Below are 22,679 nucleotides of genomic sequence, written 5' to 3'. Positions count from 1 at the left end.
ACAGGTCGGAGCGTCGCCAACGCAAATTAGCGAACTCATTGGACGCCATTGCCGCGTCTACAATGAGGGTGACCCGATTAACCTCGACTATTCCCCGCAGCGTGTGAACATTGTGCTCGATAGCGGGCGGATTAGCAGGGTTTGGTTCGGCTGATCCGAGAAAACAAAACAGGAAGTAGGGTCTGCTATTTGCAGGCCCTTTTTATATGGAACCGCTTGCATGTCCTTTGACGAATTGCTCGCCTCGTTCGAGCCCAAGCTCGCCGCGGCCTTCCGAGAAGCAATCAACGAGATCCGCTCGTCTATCGTCCTGGCCCGCGTCATCGAGCGCTTGGAGCGCGGCGACATCAACGGAGCCGTCGAGGCGATGCAGATCGAGCCGGAAGCGTTCTCCGCCTTGGAAATCGCGTTACAAGAGGCCTTCAATGCCGGCGGCACGAATGCCGTCGCCGAACTGCCGAAGGTGACCGACCCGCAGGGAAACCGCGTCATCTGGCGCTTCGGCGTTCGCAACCCGGCCGCCGAGGCGATCCTGCGTGAGTTGTCGTCGACCATGGTCACCCACATCACCGACGACCAGCGGCAGGGCATCCGCCAGGCGCTGGAAGCCGGACTTGCCAGAGGCGCAAACCCGCGCTCGACGGCGCTCGACGTCGTCGGCCGCGTCAACCGGGTGACGAAGCAGCGCGAGGGTGGCGTCATTGGCCTCACTAGCCGCCAGATCGCGTTCATTGAGCGGGCGCACGCCAACCTCGCCTCTGGCGACCCGGAGTTGATGAAGCAGTATTTCGAGCTCAAGACCCGCGACAAGCGCTTCGACCGCACCATCGCGCCAGCCATGCGAGAGGGTAAGCCGATCACCGGCGACGCCTTAAGCAAGATCATCGGCCGGCTGCGCGACAAGAACCTGCTTCTCCGCGGCGAGATGCTGGCGCGCACCGAGACTATGATGGCGCTCGGCGCGGCCCGCGACGAAGCGATCCGCCAGCAGATCGAAGGTGGGAAGGTGGCGGCGCAGGATGTCACCAAGACTTGGCGTGATGCTGCCGACAAGCGTGTGCGTCACACGCATCGCGTCCTGAACGGTCAGACGGTCGGCGTCGACGAGGTTTTCCAGAGCCCGTCCGGCGCGATCCTCCGCTACCCGGGCGACCCGCGCGCGCCGATCAGCGAGATTTCGGGCTGCCGCTGCCGGCTCGAATACAAGATTGATTACATCGGCGCCGTGGCGCGACGTTTCCGAGCCGAACCGGTCTAATGGCCACGCTCTCGTTCAGCGCTGCGGTCGCTCAATGGGCCGACAAGGTCGAGGGCGCGGTTGAAGCAGTCTTCAAGGAAAGCGTGCAAGAGGTCGTCGAGGAGATGCAGACGCCGGTCGGGCAGGGCGGGCGGATGCGGGTCGATACTGGTTTTCTCCGGGCATCGCTCCTCGCTTCAACCGCCGCGATGCCGTCGATCATCCCTGGCAAGAACCCTGCGCCTGGATCTGGGCCTAACTCCTATGCGACGAGCTTCGACCAGGTCGAGGCGGTGATCGCCGGAGCCGACATCGGGGACACGCTCTATTTCGGCTACACCGCAGCTTACGCCGGCCACCGGGAATATGGGTCGAACGGCCAGCCAGCAGACGGCTTTGTGCGTCTCGCTGCCCAGAACTGGCCGATTATCGTGGATCGAAAGGCTGCCGAGCTGAAGGCTCGTCTGGGCCTTTGATCGCAGCATTGGTGTCGATGTTCTTTTCCATCGCCGCCAGCAAGCCAAGCTGAAGCATTGTCAAAGCTTTTCGGGCGGCCTTGAGAGAGGTGTCGCCTCGCACAGTTGCGCCGGGGTCTCGGCCCAATGCCAGCAGCGCCGCATGAATGCGCTCGTACACTTCATCGTCGCTGAGAGGCGGCTTTTCGGACATAGGCAATCGATACATGGCGACCGGTACCGACGCAATCATCTTCACGGCGCTGACCGATCGGTTGCGCACCATACCTCAGGTGCTGCCGATCGCCGGGCCGAATGTCGTATTTCCGGCCGCCGGGCAGCCGTTGCCCCCGAAGTACCTGCGCCTTGCCTTCATGCCCAACCAGACGCGCCAGGTGACGATGGGCGACGATCCACAGCAGAAGCGCGGGCTGTTGCAAATCTCGGTCGTGTGGCCCGTCGGGCAGGGCATCGTCGGTGCGCTCGAAGTCGTCGACCAGATCATCGACCACTTCAAGAACCAAACACTCTTCGCCTCTGGCGTGAGAATCACAATCAGCAGTGAACCGTGGGCGGCGGGTCCGCTCCAAGAGAGTGAACGGGTGCAGATCCCGGTCACCATTCCCTACCACGCCTTCGAACCGGAGAACTGACATGGCAAACAAGGCAACGAAGAAGGGCAGCAAAGTCTATGTTTGCGCGCTCGCCCAGAATACCGATCTCATCCAGTCCGCATATGTGGCGCTGACCTGGGTGCAGGTCGGTAAGGTTGGCAACGTCGGCGATTTCGGCGCTGACAGTACGATGAACAGCTACAACACGCTCGACGAGCCGGTGACGCAGAAGCAGAAGGGCACGGCGAACGCGGGCGACCCGCAGATTGAGGTCGCATCCGTCGATGACGCAGGGCAGATCATCCTTCGCACCTTTGGCGACCCGCTCAATCTCGACAACATGGCGATCAAGATCGAGCGCAACGACGGCGGCGCCGGCAAGACGAACACGATCTTCTACAGCCGCGGTGTTGTTTCCGGGCCCCTCTACCCGGGTGGTGGCTCCGACGACTTCGAACTCGAGCGCTTCACGATCGGCCTCAACCAACTGCCGATCCGCGTCAATCCGACTGCAATTCCGTAACCTGAGGTGAAAACATGGACATTTCCAAGCTCGTCAATTCCGAAGACCTGTTCGAACTGAAGCTCACCGGCCCGGATACCGAAGAGCTCATCGGCATCCGCTTCATGATCCGCTCGGCCGAGAGTGACGCAGTGAAGCGGGTCGTTCGTCAGCACAGCGACAAGTTCCTCGCCAGCCGTAAGAAAAAGCTCACCTCGAGCAAGGTGGAAGCCGAATACCTCGACAAGGCCGCAGCGTCGGTCGCCTCCTGGGACTGGGGTGACCACGACTGGAAGGGCGCCAAACCCGAATGCACCTTCGAGCAGGTGCGCGAGGTCCTCGAGGAAGCCGGCTGGATCTACGATCAGATCGCGGCGGCATCGGAGGACCGAGCAAATTTTACGAAGAGCTCGGCGAAGCCCTAGCCGAGGCGGTCGCTGTCGTCGCTCGCTATGACAGCGTCCGCGACAAGGAGGGTGAGACAAGGCGCGAGCGCAACGAGGCGTTCGAGACGGAAAGCCCGGAAGCGGAGGTGCCGGATTACGGCGCCTTCATCTGGGATTGGTTCTGGGAACTCAGGCAGTCACAGCCGCCGGGGCTCTCGGGGCCGGTACCCATCTCGAACCTTGAACTCATGGCCTGGTGCGCGCTCACTGGGAACGAAATTACGCGTGAAGAGGTGCGTATTCTGAGAGTGATCGATGCAAGATTCTGCGCGGAGATTACAAAGGAGCTTGACCGCATCCGCGAGCGCGAAACAGTGAATTGAAGCGACGCTTGAAAGTCACATGCCAACCCAACGGTATCAAGTCTCAAACAGCGGCTCTGCATCTAGGAGTTTGCTTCCAACGATGGGCGCAAACGTCTCTACGAGCGTTCGTGTACCGCTAACAATTTGCGAGCTTTGGCGCGCTTGGGTTGTGTTTAGAAAAGTGACATACTCCTCGGAAGCGAAGCCCCCAATTTCCGCGACACCACGACAGCCCATTCCAACCAAGACATCAAAAGCAATCGGTAGCCACACTTTTACTCGGTCGTCTCTTAAATGCGTCACTCCTTCTCCAGTTAGTTTCATCACCGGGTTGCTCGACAATATCAGTGATGAGTGAGGTGGCACCTTCGCGAATGCGAGACCACGCGTCGCCATTACAGCCAGTATGTTCTGGTCTTCTGCTTCTTCCCTTAGAGATGTGACCCTCAGATTCTGCCTCGACCTCTCCAATTGAGCGGGGTCGAGAAACATTCTTCGTTCATCTTCCGTTACCGCGCGCGCCACCGAACTATAAAAGTCCAAGTGACGTGAAGTCTCCTCACGGTGGTGGGCAGGGGAACGTAGTCGTTCGAACTGATCTGGCACGCGCTGCCATTGCTGCAGGAAGAAGCGATCCCACGTTCGACGCTCCTGGCTCGTCAATCCCGGCATTTCGTCGGCACGCGTTGACGCAACTATTTTCGCGATAATCGGCTTGGTTTCGCTCTCAAGCCTGCTGAGTTCTGCCTCCAGCGATGCGTCCGTGGAGCCGTCACAATTAACCAATGAATAGAGTTGGCCCTGAACTAGTGTGTTGATCGGTGTGGATTGGAACGGTGCCTTCTTCGAATTTCGACAGTCATACACCCAAAACTTGCCACGCTCATCGACGAAGTTCTCTTGCAACAGCTGCGGCACGAAGTGGTGGCGCTTGGGCGTGTTCATCTAGTTTTTTCGCTCATATCAAATATCCCTGTGGATAATCTGTCTGGTGCTCAGACGTTGATAAACTGCTGAAATCATTCGAACCGCCGCTGATTTATAGTCAGCGGGAATCCCCTGAAGCTCTTGTTTTCATTCGGTACGCGTTCCCCACTCGTCGGATCTCGCGTCGGACGTCGGCATGTTGCCAGACAACCGCTAGTCCTGACAGCATGCGCGGGTGTTCAGCACGTAGGAGGTTAGGGCTTGTTTTCGCGAGCGTCTTTAATGACCGCGCGTAGAGCAGCCTTTAGTTCGGGGTCGGGCTGGTCTTCGTTGGTAGCAATGTACTGGACGATGGACCGCAAACCTTTCAGTTCTTCGACCAAGTCACGTTGCATTTGGAGCATCTCGCGGCTCTCGCGGATCGAATCCTCAAGGCTATCGAGGGCTTGGTCAGCCACTGGCAGGAGAACATCGTGGTCGAAAGTTGTTTCCAGTCGCGCGAGAATTTCGGCATGCATGGTCATACCGCGCTCCGTGGCTGCTCGGTCAAGCCGATCATATAGCGACTTGGGAAGCCGCAGGCTGGTCCGGATGATTTCTGATTCTTTTTCCATTTGACGTCATTTTGGTGCTTGACGTCATTTTGACGTCTGATAGGTTGGTGACGTCAATTAGACGTCAGAAAGAAGGAGTACATGGAAAAGATTAAAAGGTCGAGTCTCACATTACGTCTGCCCGTGTCTATGCGTGATTGGCTCGCTCAGAAGGCAAGGGAGAATTTTACGTCATTGAACGATGAAATTATTCGTTTGATACGTGAGTGCCAAGAAAACGAAAAAGGCGAAGCAACGGCCTCGTAAACCCGCTTCGCCTTTCCGAAACATTATCAAACCTCTGACAGGAGATTTAACATGCAGATGCATGATAGCAGAGCCGTGCCTTCATTGGCAATCCATGGAGCCGGAGCGCCGCTCACGATGTCCAGCCGGGAGATCGCGGAGATTACTGGCAAGGAGCACAAGCACGTTCGTCGCGACATCAAGAAGATGCTGGCGGACCTCGGTGCAGACGAAGGGGGGTATGTCCAAAACTGGACGCACCCCCAGAATGGTCAAGTTTACGAGGAGGTGAGGCTCCCCAAGCGAGAAACACTCGTTCTCGTCTCCGGCTATTCAGTCGAACTCCGCGCTCGCATCATCGATCGCTGGATGGAGCTTGAAGATAAGAACGCTGCCCGGCCCCTTGATTACTCGAACCCGGCAGTCGTCCTCGGCGTCATCGGTCACTTGCAGCAACAAGTTACGGAGTTGGAAGGTCGATCAAAGACGTTGAACCGGCTCGAAGGAGCCAAAGGATCGATGTGCATCAGCGACGCTTCAAAAACTCTCGGCGTAAAACGAGACTTCCTATTCCAGTTCATGTCATCGCGAAAATGGATCTTTAAACGATCCGGTAGCAAGAACTGGCTGGCGTATGATGACAAGCGGAAAGCTCTATTCCTTGACCACGACGACCATCTTTACTTGGACAACCTCGGGCACGAGAGGGTGGCAACGCGTGTTCTCGTGACGGCGAAGGGCTTGGTCAAATTGGCCGAGCTCCTTGAGCAGCCACTTCATTGAGGTGAGGCCAATGATTCACGCTTCCCTCATCAAAGCCGCCGTCTCTGCCAGTGGAGCGATGGCCGAAATCAACGCCGCCGCTGAATACCTCGCCGAAGCCATGAAGCGTATACATGGCGGAAGTTGGCGCATCCAGGTTGATCATGACGATGCACTTGTCGTGATCTGCCGACGTTCGGAGCGTGGCAGGGCGGCTCCGAGACCGGAAATCGCGTGACAGCCGGCGCATGCATTCCTGACGGCGGCTTTCGGGCCGCCTTCTACTTGAACTCTTCCTTGGTGCCGTCTTCGTAGACCACGCCGTAGACGCAAGCAGAAACAGCGACCTCATCGTGCTTCAATTTTAAGAGCCGTTCAAACGTCATCGGCCAGTTCTTGATGGTGGTGACCGTCCCTTTCGCAGGAATCGTGAGGTCTCGGTCGAAGGAGTCGGCAGCGACGTGGCCACCAAGAGCGTCCTTGAAACCAAATTCGGCGGCGACCATCCGGATTGGCTTCTCCGCTTGTGATCTAACCGTGATCGCTACTTCAATGGTTTGATCGTCCAGGCTCCGCGCGGACCATTCTGCGATCGAAAGAAGATCGGAATTGCAGGCTGCGAATGCCTGACCGCCGGTCAAAGCGACACAAAAAGCCAAACTCGCAATAGAGCGCATGAATCATCCTCCGATTGAATCGGCCGGACGATAGCGCACGTTCGTTGAAAAGGAAAAGCTATGGCAGATGTCGCGACGCTTGGATTGAAGGTTGAAAGCGGCTCTGTCGAGAAGGGGACGCAGGCACTCAATCAACTGACGGGAGCTGCTGCCCGCGCAGAAGCTGCGGCGAACGGCCTGACGGGTGCCAACCGAGGAGCTACCGGCGCTGCGAGCGCTGCTGCAAAGGCTTACGCGGCGGAGGGGGCTGCTGCGGCCTCAGCATCGAAGCAAATCGAGATGATGAACCGCGCCGCGAACCAGAATGGCGGCGCCGCCGGTCGTGGCAACCTGGCAAATATCGCCGCGCAGTTCCAAGACATCGCAGTCTCCGCTCAGATGGGTATGGCACCAATGCAAATTGCGCTGCAACAAGGCACACAGCTAGCCGCAGTACTGTCGACGATGGAAAATCCTGTGAAAGGGCTCGGCCAGGCGTTTCTGTCTGTCATTTCCCCTGTCGGCCTGGTCACCATCGGCATCATTGCCCTCGTCGCCACGCTACTGCAGTTTGTGAACTGGTCAAAGCTTGCTCAGTCTGTATTGAACGCTCTCGCCGACGTCCTTGAGCCAATCGCTCCCTACGCCGTAGCTGCGGCCGCGGCGCTGACGCTGATTTATGCGCCGGCGATCATTGGTGGGATCGTGTCCTTGATAGCGCTCCTTGGTCGTTTGGTTGTCCAACTCGGTATCGTCGCCGGTGCCTTCGCGCTGGCAAATCCTGTCGTGGCATTTGTCGCAGGAATAGCAGCGGCGGTAGCGGCCGCGAACATATTCCGCGATGAGCTTACGCAGATATTCGGCAGAGATATCGTGGCGGACGCGAAGAACGGCGTGAACGCGGTCATCGGCGCGTTTGTTGGCGGCTATGAAGCGATCAAGGCCGTTTGGGCCAATCTACCGGCGGCAATCTCGGACTTCGTCTATTCGACCGCCAAAAAGGTGATCGATGGCATCGAGAGCATGGTGCAGAAAGCTGTCGATGGGCTCAACAATTTGATCAACCGTTACGCACTTTGGACTGCGTCGATTGGGCAGCCACTCAGTCCAGAAACCTACAACAAGTTGATTATTCCACCTGTCGAGTTTGGTCATCCTGAGAACCCCAACCCTGGCGCAGCAGGGGCAGCGCTGAAAGCAGCCCAAGACGCCTACAAGTCCGCCCAAGGCACCGACTACGTGGGTAAGGGCATCGAGGCTATTGGCGAGTACGCCTCAACGGCAGCCGGAAAAATCAAGGACCTTGCCAAGGGCCTGACCGACGTCGACGAAAAGTCGAAGAAGCGCGCCGGCGGCAAGAGCGAGCAGGAGAAATACGCCGACATCGTCGCAGGGGCCGAACGCCAGATCGCCGCGCTTGAGGCGGAGCGGGACGCCCTCGGGCTGACGGCGGAAGCGGCGGCGGCGCTTCGATACGAAACGCAGTTCCTGAACGAGGCGCAGCAGCGCGGAATCTCGCTCACCGATGCTCAGAAGAGCGAGCTTTCGGCGCTCGCTCAGACCATGGCGTCGATCGAGGAAGAGACCCGCCTGATGGGCGAGGCGATGGATTTCGGAAAGCATCTGACGCAGGGCTTCTTCGATGATTTCTTTGCCGGTATTGAGCGTGGGAAGTCGGTTTGGGCGTCGTTCGGAGATGCAGCGCTCGGTGTGCTAGACCGGATTGCCGACAAGCTGCTGACCGATGTCATAGATGCCGTGTTCACCGTCGGCAACGCAGGCAAGGGCGGGGGCGGTCTGCTCGGCCTGCTTGGTGGTCTTTTCGGGGGATCGTCGGCGGCTGACCCGTGGGCCGGTCTGCGCGGCTACGCGGCTGGAACGCCTTCCGCCCGCCCGGGTGTTGCCTGGGTTGGAGAGAAGGGCCCGGAGCTCGTTCGCTTCAGAGGTGGGGAGCAGGTCATTCCGAACCACCGGCTTTCGGGCGTGACGCCGATGCGCGCACCGGCGAACCAGAACCAGACGACCCGCTTTGAGTTTCACAGCAAGATCTCTGTTTCCGGCAACGGCGACAAAGAGCTGATGGAGCGCATGCGGCTAGCGACCGAACAGCAGATGCAAACTGGGTTCGACGATTTTTCGCGCCTCGTGCTGCCCGGTCGCGTCAGCGAAATCAACAACGATCCTTATGCGGTGGGCTGATCATGGCGCTCGTTTTTCCTCGGCCAATCGCAGACTTTGCCGACAAGCTGCGGCTGTCATCGGTCAAGTTCTGGTTGGATGGGCAGGAGGAATACTCCGGGCTCGGCTCCGGCGAGTTTCTGGCGGCTGATCTCGGGCCGAAGATCTGGAAGGCGGACGTCACGATCATGGACTTGCGCCATGCCGACGCGGCCGAGGTGCAGGCGCTGATCGAGAGCATGGATGGCTCGATCGGGACCTTCTATCTGTTTGACCCTCGCAAGCAGTATCCGCGGTTCGATCCCGCCGGCGTGATCCTCGGCGCTTCCAATCCGGTGATTGCCTCGATCGGCGCCAACCGGAAATCGCTGACCGTTTCGGGATTGCCGCCGGGCTACAAACTCTCGGTCGGCGATCTCTTCCACCACGACTACGGCAGCAACCCGGTGCGCCGGGCGCTTCATCGGGTCGCGGAATTGGCGATCGCAAATAGTGGCGGCACCACGAACACCTTCGAGGTTCGTCCGCACCTGAAGCCCGGCGCGGCGGTTGGGCAGGCAATCACCCTGATCAAGCCTGCCTCCAAGATGAAGATCATTCCCGGCTCGCTCGATCCCGGGACCGGCGAAAACGTCTTCACGACGGGCATGCGCTTCCAGGCGCAACAGACCCTCTAAGGAAACGACATGGTCAGAGCAGTAGACGGCGCAACGTCTGCCTATGTGCAGGCGCGCCAAGGTGTGATCCCGCGTAGCTTCGTCTGGATCACGGCGAAGAACCGGACAACCGGCGCGCTGGAATCCATCGGTTTCTGGAATGGCGAAGATACCGTCGACGTGACGGTCATGTCGGGTGAGACCGGTCTGCCAGTCACGCGCACCTATCACGCTTGGGGCTCAATCTTGAGTGTCGGCCAGATCAAGCGCTCTCCGGAAATCGCTATTCGCACGGTGCAGATCGCCCTTAGCCAGGTGAGCGCCGCCGTGCAGCAAGCGTTCCGGGGCTACAACACGCGGTTGGCGCCGATCGAGATCCATCGTGGTTTTCTCGACCGCGAAAGCCATCAGTTGATCGCGCCGCCGGTCATCCAGCATTTCGGCTTCATCAACAAAGCGCCGATCAAGACGCCGGCCAAGGGCGGTGAGGGCGGTGTCGCTGTCGAGGTCGTATCGCATGCCCGCGTGCTGACGCGGACCAATCCGGCGAAGCGTTCGGACGAAAGCCAGAAGCGCCGTGGCGGTGATCGTTTCCGTCGATACAGCGGCGTCGCCGGGCAGTGGGAATTCTGGTGGGGCGAGCACAAGGGCACGATCACGCCTCCGAAGCCATCACCCTCCAATCAAGAGCAATTCAGGGGCGGCCAATGACGCGCTTTGACGACTGGTATCCGCGACTTGTCGCCTATCTCTCACGCGTGCGCTCGCTGCCGTTCGAATATGGCCGGCATGACTGCGCGCTGTTTGCTGCCGGCGCTGTCGAGGCCATGACGGGCAACGACCCTGCCGCCAAGCTGCGCGGCAAGTATTCGACGCTTGCCGGCGGGCTCAAGAAACTGCGCCGTCTCGGCTTCGACAACCACGCCGAGTTTGCTGCCTCGATCCTGCCCGAGATGATGGAAGGCCCGGCCTTCGGTCAGATCGGCGATATCGCGGCACTCGACCTCGGAGACGGCGCCTGGTCGCTCGGCCTGGTGCAGGGCTCTCGCATCTTCGTCACGCAACCGGATAGCGCCGGCCTCGGCACTGTCGACCTCCTCACTGCTTCTCGTCTCTTCCGGGTCTGATCCTCCATGCGTCTTTCCGTGCTGCTGCTGGCGGGCTGGTTCCTGCTGGCGACGACCTCCCATGCTTATGCCGATCCGGTTTCGGCGATCGTCGGCATCATCAGCGCCGTCGCGAAGATCGGGACGATCGGGCAGCTGTTGCTCGGCGTCGCGCTCAAGGTCGGCACGTCGCTGCTGGCGCGCGCGCGCGGGAAAAGGGAAGATCAGCGCCCGGCAGGCGTAAAAGGCTCGATGACCGTCGGGGGCGACAACCCGATGTCGTTCATCATCGGCACGTATGCGACCGCCGGCCAGCTTGAGTACGTGAACTCCTACGGGAAGGCTGGCAAGACGCCGAATGCCTACCTGGTGCAGGTCGTCTCGCTCTCCGATCTCCCGATTTCCGGCATGTCGAGCGCCGTCTGGATCAATGGCGAAAAGTGCACGATTGACTGGAATGCCGTGCCGATCGACGCGGGTTATCCGGTGCTCCAGTATCGTCAGAACGGCACGGATCATCTGTGGGTGCGGTTCCGCGACGGCACGCAGACGACGGTTGACCCTTACTTGTCGAGCACCTTCGGCGCTGATGCGAGCCGGCCGTGGCTCGCTGACATGATCGGCCGGGGTGTCGCCTATGCGATCGTGACCGCACGCGTCAATCGCGAGGTGCTGACCAGTCCGCCGCGCTGCAAGTTCGTGCTTCAGGGCATCAAGTTCTATGACATCCGCAAGGATACGACGGCCGGCGGCTCCGGTCCGCATCGCTGGGGCGACTACTCGACCTATGAGTGGAGCGACAACACCAAGGTTGCGCAATACAACCTGCTGCGCGGTCTCTCCTATAATGGCGAGTGGTTCTATGGAGGGCAGAGCCTTGCGGCGTTTCAGCTGCCGGCATCCAACTGGATGGCGGCGATGAACGAGTGCGACCGGCAGGTGGCTGTCGCGGCCGGCGGCACGGAAAAGCAGTTCCGTTGCGGCGCCGAGATCGCGCTTAACTATCAGCCGATCGAGGCGATCAAAGAGCTCGACAAGAGCTGCAATGGTCGCACCGCTGAGCTTGGCGGCATCTACAAGACCATCTGCGGAATGCCAGGGCTGCCCGTCTACTCGTTCTCCGACGACGATATCGTCATCACGAGCGAGCAGCAGCAGGACCCGTTTCCGGCACATGAGCAGACCTACAACGGCGCGCATGCCAGCTATCCCGAGCCTGCTGAAGATTGGGCGATGAAGGATGCGCCGCCGCGCTACAGCGCAGCCTACGAGGCGGCCGACGACGACCAGCGGCTGATCGCGGATCTCAGCTATCCGATGGTGCCCTATGGCACGCAGGTGCAGCGGCTGATGTATGCGGCGATCGAGGAAGAGCGCCGCTTCATCTCCCATACCGGAACCCTGCCACCCGAAGCGTGGTTGCTGGAACCGCTCGACGCGATCGCCTGGACCTCGGCCCGCAATGGCTATGACGGCAAGCTGTTTCTGCTTGGCGACATGGATGATCTGCCCGGCGTCAACCAGGTGGTGGCGTTTCGTGAACTGGACCCGGCCGATTACAGCTGGTCGTCGGACAGGGAGCTGCCGGTCTCGGTCGGCCCGACCGGACCGATCGTGCCGCCGCCGCAAGTGATGACTGGCTGGGCGGTAGAGCCCTACGAAAACGCGCGCCGGCCATCTATCAAGGTAAGTTGCGCACCGGATCAGGATGACGTGAAGAACGTGCTGGTCGAGGTTCGCCTTAAAACGTCGCAGGAAGTGGTCTACCAGAGCGATGCTATTTCGTATGCGCCACCCTATGCGTGGGTTTTACCGGGAACATTCCTTCCGAACACGCAGTATGAGGTGCGCGGCAGGTTCGTGCCGTACTCAAATCGGCCAACCGAATGGTCGGACTGGAAAACCGTCACGACGCCGAACGCTCTGATCACCGCCGTCGATATCCTCGACAACTCGATCATTGCCCAGAAGATCGCCGACGCCGCTGTGACGGCCGAGAAGATCATGAACGAGGCCGTGACGAGCCTCAAAATCGCCGAGCGGGCGGTGTCGTCGGCGAAGATCGCCGTTGGAGCCATCACCGAGGAGCTGGTCGCGAACGGTGCGATCTCGGCCGGCAAGATAGCCGAGCAGGCGATCGGGCTGACGAAGTTTGCCGCCGGCATCACGCCGGTCGAGATCATCTCTGGCGCGCTGCCGACGACCGGCAACTTTGAGGGTCGGCAGGCGTTCTTCAACGGCAAGCTTTACCGTTTCACGGGCGGCAACTGGACGTCCGCGACGTCCGCCGGCGATGTCGTCGGGCAGATCACGGGAACGCAGATCGCCGACGATGCCGTTACCTCGCCGAAGATTGCGGCGAACGCGATCACGGCTTCGGAGCTGGCGGCCTTCTCTGTCGTCGCCGGCAAGGTCGCGGCGGCGGCGATCGGCGCGACCGAGATTCAGGCGGCGGCGATCACCGCCGACAAGATGGCAGTCGGCAAGGGCAAGAACCTGCTGCGCAACACCGAATTCTATGGTGCCTGGCAGGGCTGGTTGACGTGGAACCAGAACGGCATCGCCAACCGGGCGTTCACCTTCAATCTCGCCGGAGATCCGTGGGCGCTGGCGACGCAGCCGCGCACTATGGTGCTCGGCCAGAACGACGCAGACGCCGATCCAAGCGTGCTGCAGGTGGCGACCGGGAGAACCTTGTCTGTCATCGCCGGTAAGCGCTACGAAGCGTTCATCTTCGTCGCGGCGCACCGCTGCCCCGCCTACATCGGCATTTCGTGGTTCGACGCCGCTGGCAACTTCATCTCCGAGAGCGTCTCATCGGCCTATAGCGGCTCGTTCGGCGGGACAGCACTCTCGGGTTATTACCAGCTCGGGCTGATGGCGACCGCGCCGGCCAATGCCGTCGTTGCCGAACTCTACATCCGCAAGCAGCCGACGGTCGCGGGCAATGCCAACAGCTATGTCTTCGTCGTGCGACCGTACTTCGGCGAGGCCGGCCCCAACCAGATCGCCTATTCCGACTGGGAGCCGGGCGGCTTCACCTTCATCGGTCCCGATTACCTCGCCACCGGTGCGGTGATTGCCGACAAGGTTGCTGCAGGGGCGATCACGACAGAGAAGCTGAATGCGGCCTCGGTTACCGCCGACAAGATCGCCTTCGGCGCGATCACCGGCGACAAGATCATGGCGGCCGCGATCACCGGCGAGAAGATTGCCGCCGGCAGCGTCGGCGCCAATCACATCGCAGCCAACTCGATCACCGCCAAACAGCTCGTGCTGACGGATTTCTCGAACATTATCGTCAACGACTTCACGACGGGTGTAACGGACGGCTGGACGCTCTATGGCCAGAACAAAGGCATCTTCAACAGCGCCTCCGAAGCGGGTGCTGACTATGGCGGCTGGCGCGTCTATGGCGACGAGCGCAACGTTGCGATCTCGGCGGTCTACCCCTGCCAGGCCGGCGACGTGTTTTTCGCTTCAGTCTGGTGCTGGAACTGGGTGTCGACCTATCCGGCCTATCTGTCGATTGAGTTCCTGGACGAGGCCGGCGGTTCGTCGCAATTCGCCACGGTTTCGTCTGTGCCGGCGAACACCGGCTGGGTGAAGCTCAGCGGCCGCGTGACCGCGCCGAGCGGCAAGAGCAAGATGCGCATGTTCCTGATCACCGATCGGCCGTGGGGCGTCTATGGAAACCCGGTCCATTGGTCCAAGCCGGTGCTGCGCCGCGCGTCCTCGGCCGAAATGATCGTCGATGGCGCGATCACCGCCAACAAGCTCAACGTCAACAGCCTCTCGGCAATCTCGGCCAACTTCGGTGACGCCTACTTTTCGGGCATCGCCCGGAGCGTCAATGGCAAACTCCTGCTGGATTTCAACAACGGCGGCATGGAGGTTTTTACCTGATGGCTCGGATCAGAATAGGCAACGACTACACCGGCTCCGGTGCGATCAAGATCATGAAGAACAACGCCGACAATCCCTATTCGACTCCGGATAGTGAGCGGTGGAAGTTCCTCTACAACAGCAAGTTCGGCATTCAGGCGAGCTTGTGTGACATCTGGGTGGTCAACACGTTCCAGCCGGGCAGCGGCGTCACTTACTACCCGCCAGGAAGCAATTCCGCGACGTTCACATACATGTCCGTGACCGTAGCCAGCGGCACCCTCTGGGGCTTTCGCAACAGCGCGTTCCCGACGCTGCGCTACAACGTCCCGCTGTTCGACGTGAAAGCCAAAAAGGGTGGCGGGAGCAACCGCTACAATCAGCAGATGGTCGCCTGGACTGACAGCGGAGAATACTACCATGGTCAGGGCGGGTATTATGCCGTCGGGAACTATGCCCAGATCGGGTGGGCAGAGAACATGGTTCTCAACAACAATCTGGGGACCTTCGCCTACGGGATGCCGATCATCGTCACGCCGAATGACGGTATCGACGCGTTCAACAAGTTCCGGTCGCGGGACAAGCGGCTGAACGTGTGGAACCTGCCGGGAAACAATGTCGCTCCGGATGACGCCCCGGCCTTGGCGCCGAACGGCACCAAGACCATCAAGATCAACTCGCAGTTCATGAAGGTCGCCAAGCCGGGCTACAACGTTGATACGGCGACGCCGGCGCAGCTTGCATTTGATAGCTCGCGAGTTCCTGTAAAGGTGGTGGCGGCCGGTGATATTGCCCTCCCTGCCGGAGTGAGCTTCTACGAGACCGGCATCCCCTTGCCTGACACCATCGCGCTCGATGTTCATTTCTATGACAGCGCGGCGATCATGTATCCGTCAAATCCGCAGGTCCTCGATTTCGGCGCGGAGTACTGGTTCGACGGCACCAAGATCTACTTCGACGCCAGCAAGGCGATGCGAGCACGGTTCATGCTCTATCTGGAGGATACGAGCCCCCCGACGGGAGGCTCGAACAAGGTGTTCCGGCAGTTCAACGACGGCACGCGCGATGTCGTGCAGTTGCTGCGCCCCGGTTCCGCAGATCCTCCGAGCTGGCCCGACATCATCATCGATACCCGCTGGCCGCAGGTGCAGATCCTGAAAGAGGGGTATTTCGCTGTCGGCGCCGGCAACGACGTGATCACGGATATCCCGTTCGACGGAACCGGCATGTTCCCGATGGTGAAATACCTGACCCAACACGGCGCAGGCGATGGTTCGAGTATCGGACAGAACAACCTCCCGATGTCATGGAGCGCGATGTGGCGCCTGCCGTTCGTGAAGCGGCTGAAGTACATCTACAACGGCAACCAGTACCATGCCGGCGAAAGCACCTATTGCGAGCTCACGCAGAACAACGTCCGGTTCCATACCTTCCGGGGCAATGTCGGCGATTACTATAATCGTGGCGACAGCCCCGGAAACTGGCGCACCTCAGGCGCCTACGCCCCCATCGGCATCCGCTACTACATCTTCGGCATCCCCCAACCCTAAGGAAACCCGCATGTACAGCATTGAGAACAGCTACCACCCGATGATGGAGGCGCTTCATGCAGCGATGGCGGCCGGGACCATCCATCGCTCGATGGCGGCCACCGCCTGGTGGCTCGGCCGACAGCAGATCATGAACGAGCGCGAGTACTGGTTTCAGGTCGCCGGCCGGGTGACATCGCTGCTGCCGGCCGCCGATCGGGACGCGATCGTCGCGCAACTCGGCAAGCAGGAAGACACCTATGTCGATAGTCCGGTGTCGGCCTGGCCGCCTTTGCCGTCGGGGCTGGTAAGCTTGTTCGCCTCTTGGGACCCGATCTTGCCCGCTCCGGATCTCGCCGTGCTGCGCGCCGATGCCATCCGCAACATCGACCGGGAAGCGGAGAAGTATCGGGAGAACTTCATCACGCCAGGCTCTGGCCAGGTCATGGCCTACCAGCAGAAGCTCGCCGAGGCACGCGCAGCCGTCGCCGTCCCGCCGGCGCTCGAAAGCGAGATCCCGCATATCGTCGCCGAGGCGGCGATCGACGGCGTCACGGTCGCGACAAAGGCTGCCGAGATCATCGCGACCTTTGAGCAATGGCAAGCCGTCTCGGCCGGGATCGAGGCCAAGCGCCTCGGGGCGAAGAAGGCCGTGGCGGAAGCAACCACAGCCGAGGCGATCGTCGCCGCAACCATCGTGAACTATGGAACCTGAAATGACCTCACTCGCGGCATCCCTGAAGAAGCAGCTCGCTCTTGCCCTGGAAGAGAATGAGCGCCATGCGACAAGCCTTGATACTGTAGTGGCGGCGCTGAATGAGACGCTGACGGCTCTGGAGAAACATGAGCCGGAGTTCGTCGCGGCCATGCGTATACGCTTCGGCGTGGCGCCGGCATCGCCAGTGTCGGGCGTGACCGGCGAAGCCTAAGCTTAAATCGCTCGCGTCACCACCTGGGCCGCGACCGATACCAGCAAGGCCGCCAGTGCGACGGCCGTTCCAAATCGCGCAATCTTCATTCGGCGCCCGCGAGCGCCATTCCAATCATAGCCCATCATGTTCCCCCAGCCGGCATCATGCCGCGCCGGAATGGTGGCCTGTTTTCCTAACAAAGAGGTAAACCGGCGAGCAGGACGAGTTCTTGTCTGAGCCTAAACCTCGACGGCCTTCTGCAACTGTTTCGCCACGACAAGCCCCCAGATGGCAACCGAGAAGGCTGCCAGCCAGAGCGCTCCTATCAACGCAGCATGCCATTTGCCCAATTTGGTCCCGAAGTAGCGCCGGTACCTGATTAGGCCCCAAGGGTCGTCGCAGACACGTTTCGATGCTGGATCCCAAGCTGCGTTCAGGATTAACGCGGCTCCAAAGAGAATTCGACCGATTAGAGCGAGCGTTTCTGGGTGCATTTCGTCATTCCCGATGCCTGACTCATCCACACAACCAGATCGCCGACAAGTTGTCGAGCGACGGTCATCCAACGGTAAAACTAGAGGTAAATCCGATGAACAGAACGACGTTCCTCGCCTATGCGAGGCGCGCGCCTTTTGGCGGCCGCCTGAAACAGAGCCAGATTGACGGTATGAACGCCATCCTCGACGAGTGGGATCGGCGCCAGTCGACCGGCAAGGTGATCGACAATCGGCATCTCGCCTACATGTTGGCGACGGTGTTTCACGAAACCGGCGGAACGATGCAGCCGGTGACCGAAAACCTGAATTACTCGGCCGAGCGCCTGACCGAGGTCTGGCCGTCCCGCTTTCCGACGATTGCCAGCGCCAAACCCTTCGCCCGCAATCCGCGCAAGCTGGCGAACAAGGTCTATGGCGGCCGGATGGGCAACACGGCCCCTGACGACGGCTGGCGGCATCGCGGCCGCGGACTGCCGCAGATCACCGGCAAGGAAAACTATGAGAAGTTCGGCATTGCCGATGCGCCGGAGAAGGCGGCCGAGATGCCGACCGCCATCCGCATTCTGTTCGATGGCATGATCCGTGGCATGTTCACCGGCCAGAAGCTCGCCGACCATTTCAACCAGGTCGACGACGATCCGGTTGGCGCCCGCAAGATCGTCAATGGGACCGACAAGGCGAAGCTGATCGCCGGCTATTATCGCAACTTCCTCGACGCGCTCGAGGCGTCGCGGACGCCGGCAGAGCTGACCGATGTGAAGCCGGAAGCGGCGAAGGCCGACGACGTGCCGGCCGGTCAGAGCGGCACGGCCTTGACTACCGTCGGCGGGCTCTTCGGGGGCGCTGGCCTTTCGGCAGTTCTCGGCGTCAACAACCCCTATGCCTTCGGCATCGCTGCGCTGCTGATTGTTATCGGCTCGATCGCAGCGTTCATGTTCGTCACCGGCCGTTGGTCGGTGAACCGCGCACCGGCCCGCTGACATGTGGCCGCGCGTCGTCGTCGGCGGGCTCGCGCTCGCCGGTCTTCTCTGGCTGGTTGCCGAGATCCGCAAGGACGGCGCCCGGGCGGTCGTCACCAAGATTGAAAGGCAGAACAATGCGAGCGGTGATGCAGCGAGCAATGCTCGCAGTGATTTTGACCTATGCCTCGATAGGGGCGGCGTGTGGGACTACGGCGCCGGCAAATGTCGACGGTCTCAGGCGGGTGGTCGGCACTGATCTGATCGGCGCGCGCGGGGCGACGCCGGACGACCAGCGGAAAATAGACCGGACCGCCGTCGGCATCTGCGCCGCGGCGATCTGGACCAAGGCGGAATGCGAGCGACACGGGGAAGGGCGGTAGGGGATGGCACCAACGGAAATTGATGCGGCGGTTCACCGCCAGCTTGGGGAACTGGTGGCGGGCATGCGAGGCTTGCAGGAATCGATCCGCCGCTTGGAGGAGGGCTCGGTGCGAGCCGAGGATAGGGCGGCAACGAGCCGGGCTGCCGTGCATCAACGCATGGATCAGCTTGTCGATCGTGTCGGGCACGTCGAGGCATCGGTTGCAACGATCGGCGAGGACGTCTCAGAGATGAAGCCAGTGACCGACGACGTGAAGCGATGGAAGCTGATGGGGATCGGCGCGCTGGGCGTTACCGGCATCGCCGCGATGGCGCTCGGCGTGAGCTTCGCCGAGGCGATCAGGCGGATTGTGTTCGTGATTATCGGGAAGGGATAGGCTCGTTTAGTCTCCCAGAGAATTGGCCCCCCTGGAGCTTTGGGGGCCAATTCTCGCCGCTCCGTTGGAAATGGGAAAACCTTCGGAGGCCTTACTAACCATTGCCTATCCGAACGGTTCCGTGACCTAGTGGCGAGCTTGATGGGGAATGACCTCTATGTATCGCCCGATCGACCAGAGGTGTCCGGCGAAACGCGGTGGCTTTGTCCCAATAATTGACGTTCTAGTTGCAAAACTCGTGATGTTTGATAAGCAGAATTAGCCAATGGCAAGGGCCGTGCGGCGGATTTGCCGTGCCCCCAACGGCAGGAATCCGCCTTCCATCGCGTTCGGGGGCGGAGTTTCCATGCAGAGTAAATCGAAAATCGCAAGAATAAGCGCGATGGCAGCAACCGCCATGTTCCTCGCCGCCTGCTCGGGCAGCTCTAGCGCCCAAACACCGGAAGAGGAGGTTATGTTCATGGTCTTCGGCGTCCGCGACAAAGATGTCGCAGATGGGGTCAACGTTGTGAAAACGAGCGACACGCCGCTGACGATGGAATTCCGGGCCGATGAAGGCACGCTGATGACGCTGGGCGTCACCAAGGAGGACGATTGCAGGTATGTAGTGGATATGAAGCCTGCCAATGCTGAAATGCCTCTGCCACGGGGCAAGATTCGGTTTGACCTCTCCGGCCTGCAAAAGGTGACATACGAAAGATATGTGCCCTCCAAGGGAATGGGCGTTACCAAGCTGGAGGGGGCGGAGCTTCAGTGCATCGAAACCCCGAACAAGTGCGCCGATGCCAGCACATACGCGCAAGGCGGGCCGTGGGAGGCGCATTTCGGGCCTGTCGTTCAGGGCAACAGTGCGGAAAGCAAAAAGGCCCACCAACAGGCGCTTGATGCAGCGGTTGCGGACTTCAAGGCCAACGTGTGCAAGCCGTAGTCGCCACAGTCTGCGTTCTTCTGGCGGTGGCTCCGGCTGCCGCCCAAGAGGAGCGATCACCTGTTAAATCTCAGGCGGTGAGGCTCTCACCCGATGGACGGATGTTTCCGGTACATCGGGGATGCCACGGAGTTTGTGGGTCGCTTCAGGGTGGGGAGCTTCATCCACGTTACCATGACCACGCTCGACGCGGCGGGACAGCCCATACCTGCCGCCGTTGCGCTGAAGCGAGAGCGACCAGCCATGCTGCTACGGCAATCAAAAGCCAGAGCCGCGCGTTCCTGTACCGTCGCCGCCTGGCGCGTTCCCAATCGTAGGACATGAGCTTCCCCCTCTCGGCCGCGCACAATGCCAGATTGTGGGTGGGCGGGAAAGAAGCTTTTCCTCAAAGGAGCAAAGCTGTCCCCGCCAAAAAGTATGGCCTCGCCGGGGAGAGCGAGGCCATTGGGGCACTGTCGTTGCTTTCAGATCCGGGCGGATCGTGAAGGCGTTATGCTGATCGGGGGACTCAGGGCTGCCACAGGCGAGAAGCGCCGACGGCGTTATTGAGTTCCTGCCTTCGCAAAAAAAATGGGCCCCAATCGCGAATCCGGCCGCTACGTGGGTGGCGGTGGCGCATTTTCGGGAGCGTATCTAGCCTTGGCTTTTGGGCACGCCGGTTTTCCGCAGGCCTACCCGATCTCTGCCCTCTCGTGTCGCAGCAACTTGGGTGTCGACGGTTGAGACGTCCCTTGTCGCCGGCGGAATACGGGCGGTGCCGAACCAGAGCGCACATTCAAGAAGGGAAGCTTCATCTCTGTTTCCGAACCTGAATTCATCGCAGATGAACTTTGCTAGTCGGTCGGCATCCTTGCTGATGTGGTGGGTGTGAGTTTTCGAACATGCCGCTTTGAAAACTCTCCGTATCAAAGCAACGTCGCGAGACCCAAGGTGTTGAACTGCCAATTTTGGAGGTATGTGCACCGACGCCTCCTATGAATGAAGCGGGGCGGGCCATATCAGTAAGCGCTCATGCGGTAAGCGTGCGAGAGCGCCACCTTCATTCTCCCATCGATTGATCGCTTCAGTTTTGGTCTGTGCCGGTGTCTGACGTAACGCCGCCGATTGATAGTAGTCGATGATGTGTTGGAGAGCGCCGCTCTCCCGATCGCCCCCTTGGTAGCAGTTGATGATGCGTCTTGCGATTGCTTCTGCGGCCTCACTATTCCGCGTTAGGCCGAGCGAGCGCAGCATGTCCACGAAGATGTGGTCGATTTCGTCTATATCGTGGGGGGAAAGTGTTGTTGAATGGGTCGTGGTAGACATCGCGCGACCTCCTGTACTTGGGGCGAAAGCTTGATGATCTTCCAGTCGTCGGGGCCCTGGGAACTGCCCAGCGATGATGAAGTATGCGCCGAATTGATGACAACGCAACACACCAACAGGTGAGTACGTTGAGGAAGTCGATGGCCAAAAAAGAAAGGCGGTCGGATCAATTCGAAAGATTGACGGGGGCGATGCATAACCACAATGACCCCGCCATTCTCGACGAGGCCACCGAGTGCGCTAGGCGCAGGGGCTCCATTGCGGGGGAAATATGGAGCCCGCCGATAAGCCACAGGGGATGTGGGGCACGGCATTACAGGAACGTCTAAAATGCCTGACAGTTCCAAATATAAGTAGAAGCCACGCCGCCTAGTTCGCTGCACCTCTCAGGCGTTGCGATTGATCGCACCAAGTCTCAAACCGTTGCCGTCTCGATTGCCGCACTTGCCGCAGCGCAGGTGTGGCCGGATAACGGCGACCGGCGTTTCGGCGCCATACTTCTTTGCAAGCTGCCAGCGGTCAAGCCAGTTGCTGTAGCCGCACTGCGCGCACCGGGCGCCGATGATCTCCCATTCGGCCAGGTCCCGGAACCGGATATGGCCGATGCCTACTTCGGGGTCGATTTGGCGGTGGTCGCGACCCAACTCGATGCCTCGGTGATGTTTCATCCGACGTTTTTAGATATCGCTGCGTGAACTGGATTCAACGGCTCAGGTGACGCTCAATCGCATCGCGCTTCCCGCTTCCAGCGCTTCGCCCGCACCTCGCAGGGCAACTGAAATTCTCCCCGCCAGATCCCCAAACCGTTCGATTGCGCCGAGCGCTGCGCGTCTGCATACGCACCCTTGCTGTATTTCGGCCATTCCAGGGCGTGGCCGTTCTCGACCAGCCACCGGTTGACGTCGGTCCCATCGGCGCGAAAGCAGGTTCCGATACGTCGGTCACGATCGCGTCCGGCTAACTCGCACCGGGTCGGTCGGGAAGCAGCGAGGAACCGATCAAGAGCCATCGCCGCCGCATGGCCGCACCGATACTCTCCCCCATCCCCGTCACGGCACCTCTGCCAGCTTTCCGGCGCGTCAACCCCGCTGAAGCGCACTCTGGTTTTCCCGATGTCGATGGTGTCCCCGTCGACGACAGATGCGCGGCCAATCAGTGGTTCCGCTGCCTTGGCCACCCCGCACGCCAGCAAAACCCCAGCCACCACCGTCAATTTCATCA

The 22,679-nt window shown here is 60.4% G+C and carries 28 protein-coding genes; 22 read left to right on the top strand and 6 right to left on the bottom strand.

The features are described 5' to 3' along the window. Positions 1 to 220: 220 nt before the first annotated feature. From JVX98_RS12850 to JVX98_RS12825, 6 genes are all read left to right on the top strand, one after another. Complete coding sequence (locus JVX98_RS12850; protein ID WP_205238830.1) at positions 221 to 1,258, top strand: phage minor head protein; 1,038 nt, start codon at positions 221 to 223, stop codon at positions 1,256 to 1,258. Beyond that, on the top strand, positions 1,258 to 1,713 hold the full coding sequence (locus JVX98_RS12845; protein ID WP_205238829.1) for an HK97 gp10 family phage protein: 456 nt from the start codon (positions 1,258 to 1,260) through the stop codon (positions 1,711 to 1,713). Before JVX98_RS12850 ends, JVX98_RS12845 begins: the two co-directional genes overlap by 1 nt. Before the next feature lie 206 nt (positions 1,714 to 1,919). Next, on the top strand, positions 1,920 to 2,345 hold the full coding sequence (locus JVX98_RS12840; RefSeq protein ID WP_205238828.1) for a phage tail terminator-like protein: 426 nt from the start codon (positions 1,920 to 1,922) through the stop codon (positions 2,343 to 2,345). Between the two features lies 1 nt (position 2,346). Continuing rightward, positions 2,347 to 2,829, top strand: coding sequence for a hypothetical protein (locus JVX98_RS12835; RefSeq protein ID WP_205238827.1), 483 nt, complete (start codon positions 2,347 to 2,349; stop codon positions 2,827 to 2,829). 14 nt (positions 2,830 to 2,843) lie between these two features. Further along, positions 2,844 to 3,233: a hypothetical protein gene (locus JVX98_RS12830; protein WP_205238826.1), complete on the top strand. Its 390-nt coding sequence runs from the start codon at positions 2,844 to 2,846 to the stop codon at positions 3,231 to 3,233. Between the two features lie 107 nt (positions 3,234 to 3,340). Further along, positions 3,341 to 3,577: a hypothetical protein gene (locus tag JVX98_RS12825; protein WP_205238825.1), complete on the top strand. Its 237-nt coding sequence runs from the start codon at positions 3,341 to 3,343 to the stop codon at positions 3,575 to 3,577. A gap of 36 nt (positions 3,578 to 3,613) precedes the next feature. On the opposite strand, the gene JVX98_RS12820 is transcribed toward JVX98_RS12825, so the two are convergent. Both JVX98_RS12820 and JVX98_RS12815 read right to left on the bottom strand, forming a co-directional pair. Then, complete coding sequence (locus tag JVX98_RS12820) at positions 3,614 to 4,504, bottom strand: DUF4238 domain-containing protein (RefSeq protein ID WP_205238824.1); 891 nt, start codon at positions 4,502 to 4,504, stop codon at positions 3,614 to 3,616. A gap of 236 nt (positions 4,505 to 4,740) precedes the next feature. Next, on the bottom strand, positions 4,741 to 5,100 hold the full coding sequence (locus JVX98_RS12815; RefSeq protein ID WP_205238823.1) for a hypothetical protein: 360 nt from the start codon (positions 5,098 to 5,100) through the stop codon (positions 4,741 to 4,743). 81 nt (positions 5,101 to 5,181) lie between these two features. Between JVX98_RS12815 and JVX98_RS32670 the strand changes: the two genes are divergently transcribed. Genes JVX98_RS32670 through JVX98_RS12800 form a run of 3 tightly spaced genes read left to right on the top strand, consistent with a single transcriptional unit; the run spans position 5,182 to position 6,325 of the window. After that, a complete protein-coding gene (locus tag JVX98_RS32670) occupies positions 5,182 to 5,346 on the top strand; it encodes an Arc family DNA-binding protein (protein WP_205238822.1) in 165 nt (54 codons plus the stop codon). 51 nt (positions 5,347 to 5,397) lie between these two features. Further along, on the top strand, positions 5,398 to 6,108 hold the full coding sequence (locus JVX98_RS12805) for a phage regulatory protein/antirepressor Ant (protein WP_205238821.1): 711 nt from the start codon (positions 5,398 to 5,400) through the stop codon (positions 6,106 to 6,108). A gap of 10 nt (positions 6,109 to 6,118) precedes the next feature. Further along, positions 6,119 to 6,325, top strand: coding sequence for a hypothetical protein (locus JVX98_RS12800; RefSeq protein WP_205238820.1), 207 nt, complete (start codon positions 6,119 to 6,121; stop codon positions 6,323 to 6,325). A gap of 43 nt (positions 6,326 to 6,368) precedes the next feature. Here the strand turns inward: JVX98_RS12800 and JVX98_RS12795 are convergent, their stop codons facing one another. Then, complete coding sequence (locus JVX98_RS12795) at positions 6,369 to 6,764, bottom strand: hypothetical protein (RefSeq protein WP_205238819.1); 396 nt, start codon at positions 6,762 to 6,764, stop codon at positions 6,369 to 6,371. Positions 6,765 to 6,824: 60 nt separating this feature from the next. Here JVX98_RS12795 and JVX98_RS12790 point away from each other — a divergent pair, with 60 nt between their 5' ends. From JVX98_RS12790 to JVX98_RS12735, 13 genes are all read left to right on the top strand, one after another. Continuing rightward, positions 6,825 to 8,942, top strand: coding sequence for a phage tail length tape measure family protein (locus JVX98_RS12790; RefSeq protein WP_205238818.1), 2,118 nt, complete (start codon positions 6,825 to 6,827; stop codon positions 8,940 to 8,942). Positions 8,943 to 8,944: 2 nt separating this feature from the next. Continuing rightward, positions 8,945 to 9,598, top strand: a complete 654-nt coding sequence (locus JVX98_RS12785; RefSeq protein ID WP_205238817.1) for a hypothetical protein — start codon at positions 8,945 to 8,947, stop codon at positions 9,596 to 9,598. A gap of 9 nt (positions 9,599 to 9,607) precedes the next feature. Beyond that, entirely contained in the window at positions 9,608 to 10,288 is a 681-nt protein-coding gene (locus tag JVX98_RS12780; RefSeq protein ID WP_205238816.1) for a hypothetical protein, read from the top strand. Next, positions 10,285 to 10,704, top strand: a complete 420-nt coding sequence (locus JVX98_RS12775; RefSeq protein WP_205238815.1) for a hypothetical protein — start codon at positions 10,285 to 10,287, stop codon at positions 10,702 to 10,704. The genes JVX98_RS12780 and JVX98_RS12775 overlap by 4 nt, the downstream gene beginning before the upstream one ends. Positions 10,705 to 10,710: 6 nt before the next feature. Next, entirely contained in the window at positions 10,711 to 14,589 is a 3,879-nt protein-coding gene (locus tag JVX98_RS12770; protein WP_205238814.1) for a phage tail protein, read from the top strand. Beyond that, positions 14,589 to 16,118 carry a hypothetical protein gene (locus tag JVX98_RS12765; protein ID WP_205238813.1) on the top strand — a complete coding sequence of 510 codons (1,530 nt, stop codon included), beginning with the start codon at positions 14,589 to 14,591 and terminating at the stop codon, positions 16,116 to 16,118. Before JVX98_RS12770 ends, JVX98_RS12765 begins: the two co-directional genes overlap by 1 nt. A gap of 10 nt (positions 16,119 to 16,128) precedes the next feature. Next, entirely contained in the window at positions 16,129 to 16,812 is a 684-nt protein-coding gene (locus JVX98_RS12760) for a hypothetical protein (protein WP_205238812.1), read from the top strand. A gap of 1 nt (position 16,813) precedes the next feature. Next, positions 16,814 to 17,026, top strand: coding sequence for a hypothetical protein (locus tag JVX98_RS12755; RefSeq protein ID WP_205238811.1), 213 nt, complete (start codon positions 16,814 to 16,816; stop codon positions 17,024 to 17,026). Positions 17,027 to 17,597: 571 nt separating this feature from the next. Beyond that, the gene (locus tag JVX98_RS12750) at positions 17,598 to 18,485 is read left to right on the top strand and encodes a chitinase (RefSeq protein ID WP_205238810.1); all 888 of its coding nucleotides are present in this window, start codon (positions 17,598 to 17,600) and stop codon (positions 18,483 to 18,485) included. Position 18,486: 1 nt separating this feature from the next. Continuing rightward, entirely contained in the window at positions 18,487 to 18,723 is a 237-nt protein-coding gene (locus JVX98_RS12745) for a hypothetical protein (protein WP_205238809.1), read from the top strand. Beyond that, positions 18,614 to 18,847, top strand: a complete 234-nt coding sequence (locus tag JVX98_RS32315; protein WP_246765045.1) for a hypothetical protein — start codon at positions 18,614 to 18,616, stop codon at positions 18,845 to 18,847. Before JVX98_RS12745 ends, JVX98_RS32315 begins: the two co-directional genes overlap by 110 nt. A gap of 3 nt (positions 18,848 to 18,850) precedes the next feature. After that, positions 18,851 to 19,225, top strand: a complete 375-nt coding sequence (locus tag JVX98_RS12740; RefSeq protein WP_205238808.1) for a DUF1515 family protein — start codon at positions 18,851 to 18,853, stop codon at positions 19,223 to 19,225. A 382-nt stretch (positions 19,226 to 19,607) separates the two neighbouring features. Then, positions 19,608 to 20,153: a hypothetical protein gene (locus JVX98_RS12735; protein WP_205238807.1), complete on the top strand. Its 546-nt coding sequence runs from the start codon at positions 19,608 to 19,610 to the stop codon at positions 20,151 to 20,153. Between the two features lie 972 nt (positions 20,154 to 21,125). Here JVX98_RS12735 and JVX98_RS12730 read toward each other — a convergent pair. From JVX98_RS12730 to JVX98_RS12720, 3 genes are all read right to left on the bottom strand, one after another. Then, complete coding sequence (locus JVX98_RS12730) at positions 21,126 to 21,458, bottom strand: hypothetical protein (RefSeq protein WP_205239546.1); 333 nt, start codon at positions 21,456 to 21,458, stop codon at positions 21,126 to 21,128. A gap of 386 nt (positions 21,459 to 21,844) precedes the next feature. Then, positions 21,845 to 22,102, bottom strand: coding sequence for a hypothetical protein (locus JVX98_RS12725; protein ID WP_205238806.1), 258 nt, complete (start codon positions 22,100 to 22,102; stop codon positions 21,845 to 21,847). Between the two features lie 77 nt (positions 22,103 to 22,179). Beyond that, positions 22,180 to 22,677, bottom strand: a complete 498-nt coding sequence (locus JVX98_RS12720) for a thermonuclease family protein (RefSeq protein ID WP_205239439.1) — start codon at positions 22,675 to 22,677, stop codon at positions 22,180 to 22,182. Positions 22,678 to 22,679 lie beyond the last annotated feature (2 nt).

The sequence above is a fragment of the Ensifer sp. PDNC004 genome (genome assembly GCF_016919405.1).
Taxonomy (GTDB): domain Bacteria; phylum Pseudomonadota; class Alphaproteobacteria; order Rhizobiales; family Rhizobiaceae; genus Ensifer.
Note: the sequence above shows the minus strand (reverse complement) of the source record. Positions and strands in the feature narration are given on the sequence as shown.

Excerpts from the sequence above, each read along its gene's own strand:
- JVX98_RS12850 (WP_205238830.1), top strand. The coding sequence starts at position 221 with ATGTCCTTTGACGAATTGCTCGCCTCGTTCGAGCCCAAGCTCGCCGCG.
- JVX98_RS12845 (WP_205238829.1), top strand. The coding sequence starts at position 1,258 with ATGGCCACGCTCTCGTTCAGCGCTGCGGTCGCTCAATGGGCCGACAAG.
- JVX98_RS12840 (WP_205238828.1), top strand. The coding sequence starts at position 1,920 with ATGGCGACCGGTACCGACGCAATCATCTTCACGGCGCTGACCGATCGG.
- JVX98_RS12835 (WP_205238827.1), top strand. The coding sequence starts at position 2,347 with ATGGCAAACAAGGCAACGAAGAAGGGCAGCAAAGTCTATGTTTGCGCG.
- JVX98_RS12830 (WP_205238826.1), top strand. The coding sequence starts at position 2,844 with ATGGACATTTCCAAGCTCGTCAATTCCGAAGACCTGTTCGAACTGAAG.
- JVX98_RS12820 (WP_205238824.1), bottom strand. The coding sequence starts at position 4,504 with ATGAACACGCCCAAGCGCCACCACTTCGTGCCGCAGCTGTTGCAAGAG.
- JVX98_RS12815 (WP_205238823.1), bottom strand. The coding sequence starts at position 5,100 with ATGGAAAAAGAATCAGAAATCATCCGGACCAGCCTGCGGCTTCCCAAG.
- JVX98_RS32670 (WP_205238822.1), top strand. The coding sequence starts at position 5,182 with ATGGAAAAGATTAAAAGGTCGAGTCTCACATTACGTCTGCCCGTGTCT.
- JVX98_RS12805 (WP_205238821.1), top strand. The coding sequence starts at position 5,398 with ATGCAGATGCATGATAGCAGAGCCGTGCCTTCATTGGCAATCCATGGA.
- JVX98_RS12800 (WP_205238820.1), top strand. The coding sequence starts at position 6,119 with ATGATTCACGCTTCCCTCATCAAAGCCGCCGTCTCTGCCAGTGGAGCG.
- JVX98_RS12795 (WP_205238819.1), bottom strand. The coding sequence starts at position 6,764 with ATGCGCTCTATTGCGAGTTTGGCTTTTTGTGTCGCTTTGACCGGCGGT.
- JVX98_RS12790 (WP_205238818.1), top strand. The coding sequence starts at position 6,825 with ATGGCAGATGTCGCGACGCTTGGATTGAAGGTTGAAAGCGGCTCTGTC.
- JVX98_RS12785 (WP_205238817.1), top strand. The coding sequence starts at position 8,945 with ATGGCGCTCGTTTTTCCTCGGCCAATCGCAGACTTTGCCGACAAGCTG.
- JVX98_RS12780 (WP_205238816.1), top strand. The coding sequence starts at position 9,608 with ATGGTCAGAGCAGTAGACGGCGCAACGTCTGCCTATGTGCAGGCGCGC.
- JVX98_RS12775 (WP_205238815.1), top strand. The coding sequence starts at position 10,285 with ATGACGCGCTTTGACGACTGGTATCCGCGACTTGTCGCCTATCTCTCA.
- JVX98_RS12770 (WP_205238814.1), top strand. The coding sequence starts at position 10,711 with ATGCGTCTTTCCGTGCTGCTGCTGGCGGGCTGGTTCCTGCTGGCGACG.
- JVX98_RS12765 (WP_205238813.1), top strand. The coding sequence starts at position 14,589 with ATGGCTCGGATCAGAATAGGCAACGACTACACCGGCTCCGGTGCGATC.
- JVX98_RS12760 (WP_205238812.1), top strand. The coding sequence starts at position 16,129 with ATGTACAGCATTGAGAACAGCTACCACCCGATGATGGAGGCGCTTCAT.
- JVX98_RS12755 (WP_205238811.1), top strand. The coding sequence starts at position 16,814 with ATGACCTCACTCGCGGCATCCCTGAAGAAGCAGCTCGCTCTTGCCCTG.
- JVX98_RS12750 (WP_205238810.1), top strand. The coding sequence starts at position 17,598 with ATGAACAGAACGACGTTCCTCGCCTATGCGAGGCGCGCGCCTTTTGGC.
- JVX98_RS12745 (WP_205238809.1), top strand. The coding sequence starts at position 18,487 with ATGTGGCCGCGCGTCGTCGTCGGCGGGCTCGCGCTCGCCGGTCTTCTC.
- JVX98_RS32315 (WP_246765045.1), top strand. The coding sequence starts at position 18,614 with ATGCAGCGAGCAATGCTCGCAGTGATTTTGACCTATGCCTCGATAGGG.
- JVX98_RS12740 (WP_205238808.1), top strand. The coding sequence starts at position 18,851 with ATGGCACCAACGGAAATTGATGCGGCGGTTCACCGCCAGCTTGGGGAA.
- JVX98_RS12735 (WP_205238807.1), top strand. The coding sequence starts at position 19,608 with ATGGCAGCAACCGCCATGTTCCTCGCCGCCTGCTCGGGCAGCTCTAGC.
- JVX98_RS12730 (WP_205239546.1), bottom strand. The coding sequence starts at position 21,458 with ATGTCTACCACGACCCATTCAACAACACTTTCCCCCCACGATATAGAC.
- JVX98_RS12720 (WP_205239439.1), bottom strand. The coding sequence starts at position 22,677 with ATGAAATTGACGGTGGTGGCTGGGGTTTTGCTGGCGTGCGGGGTGGCC.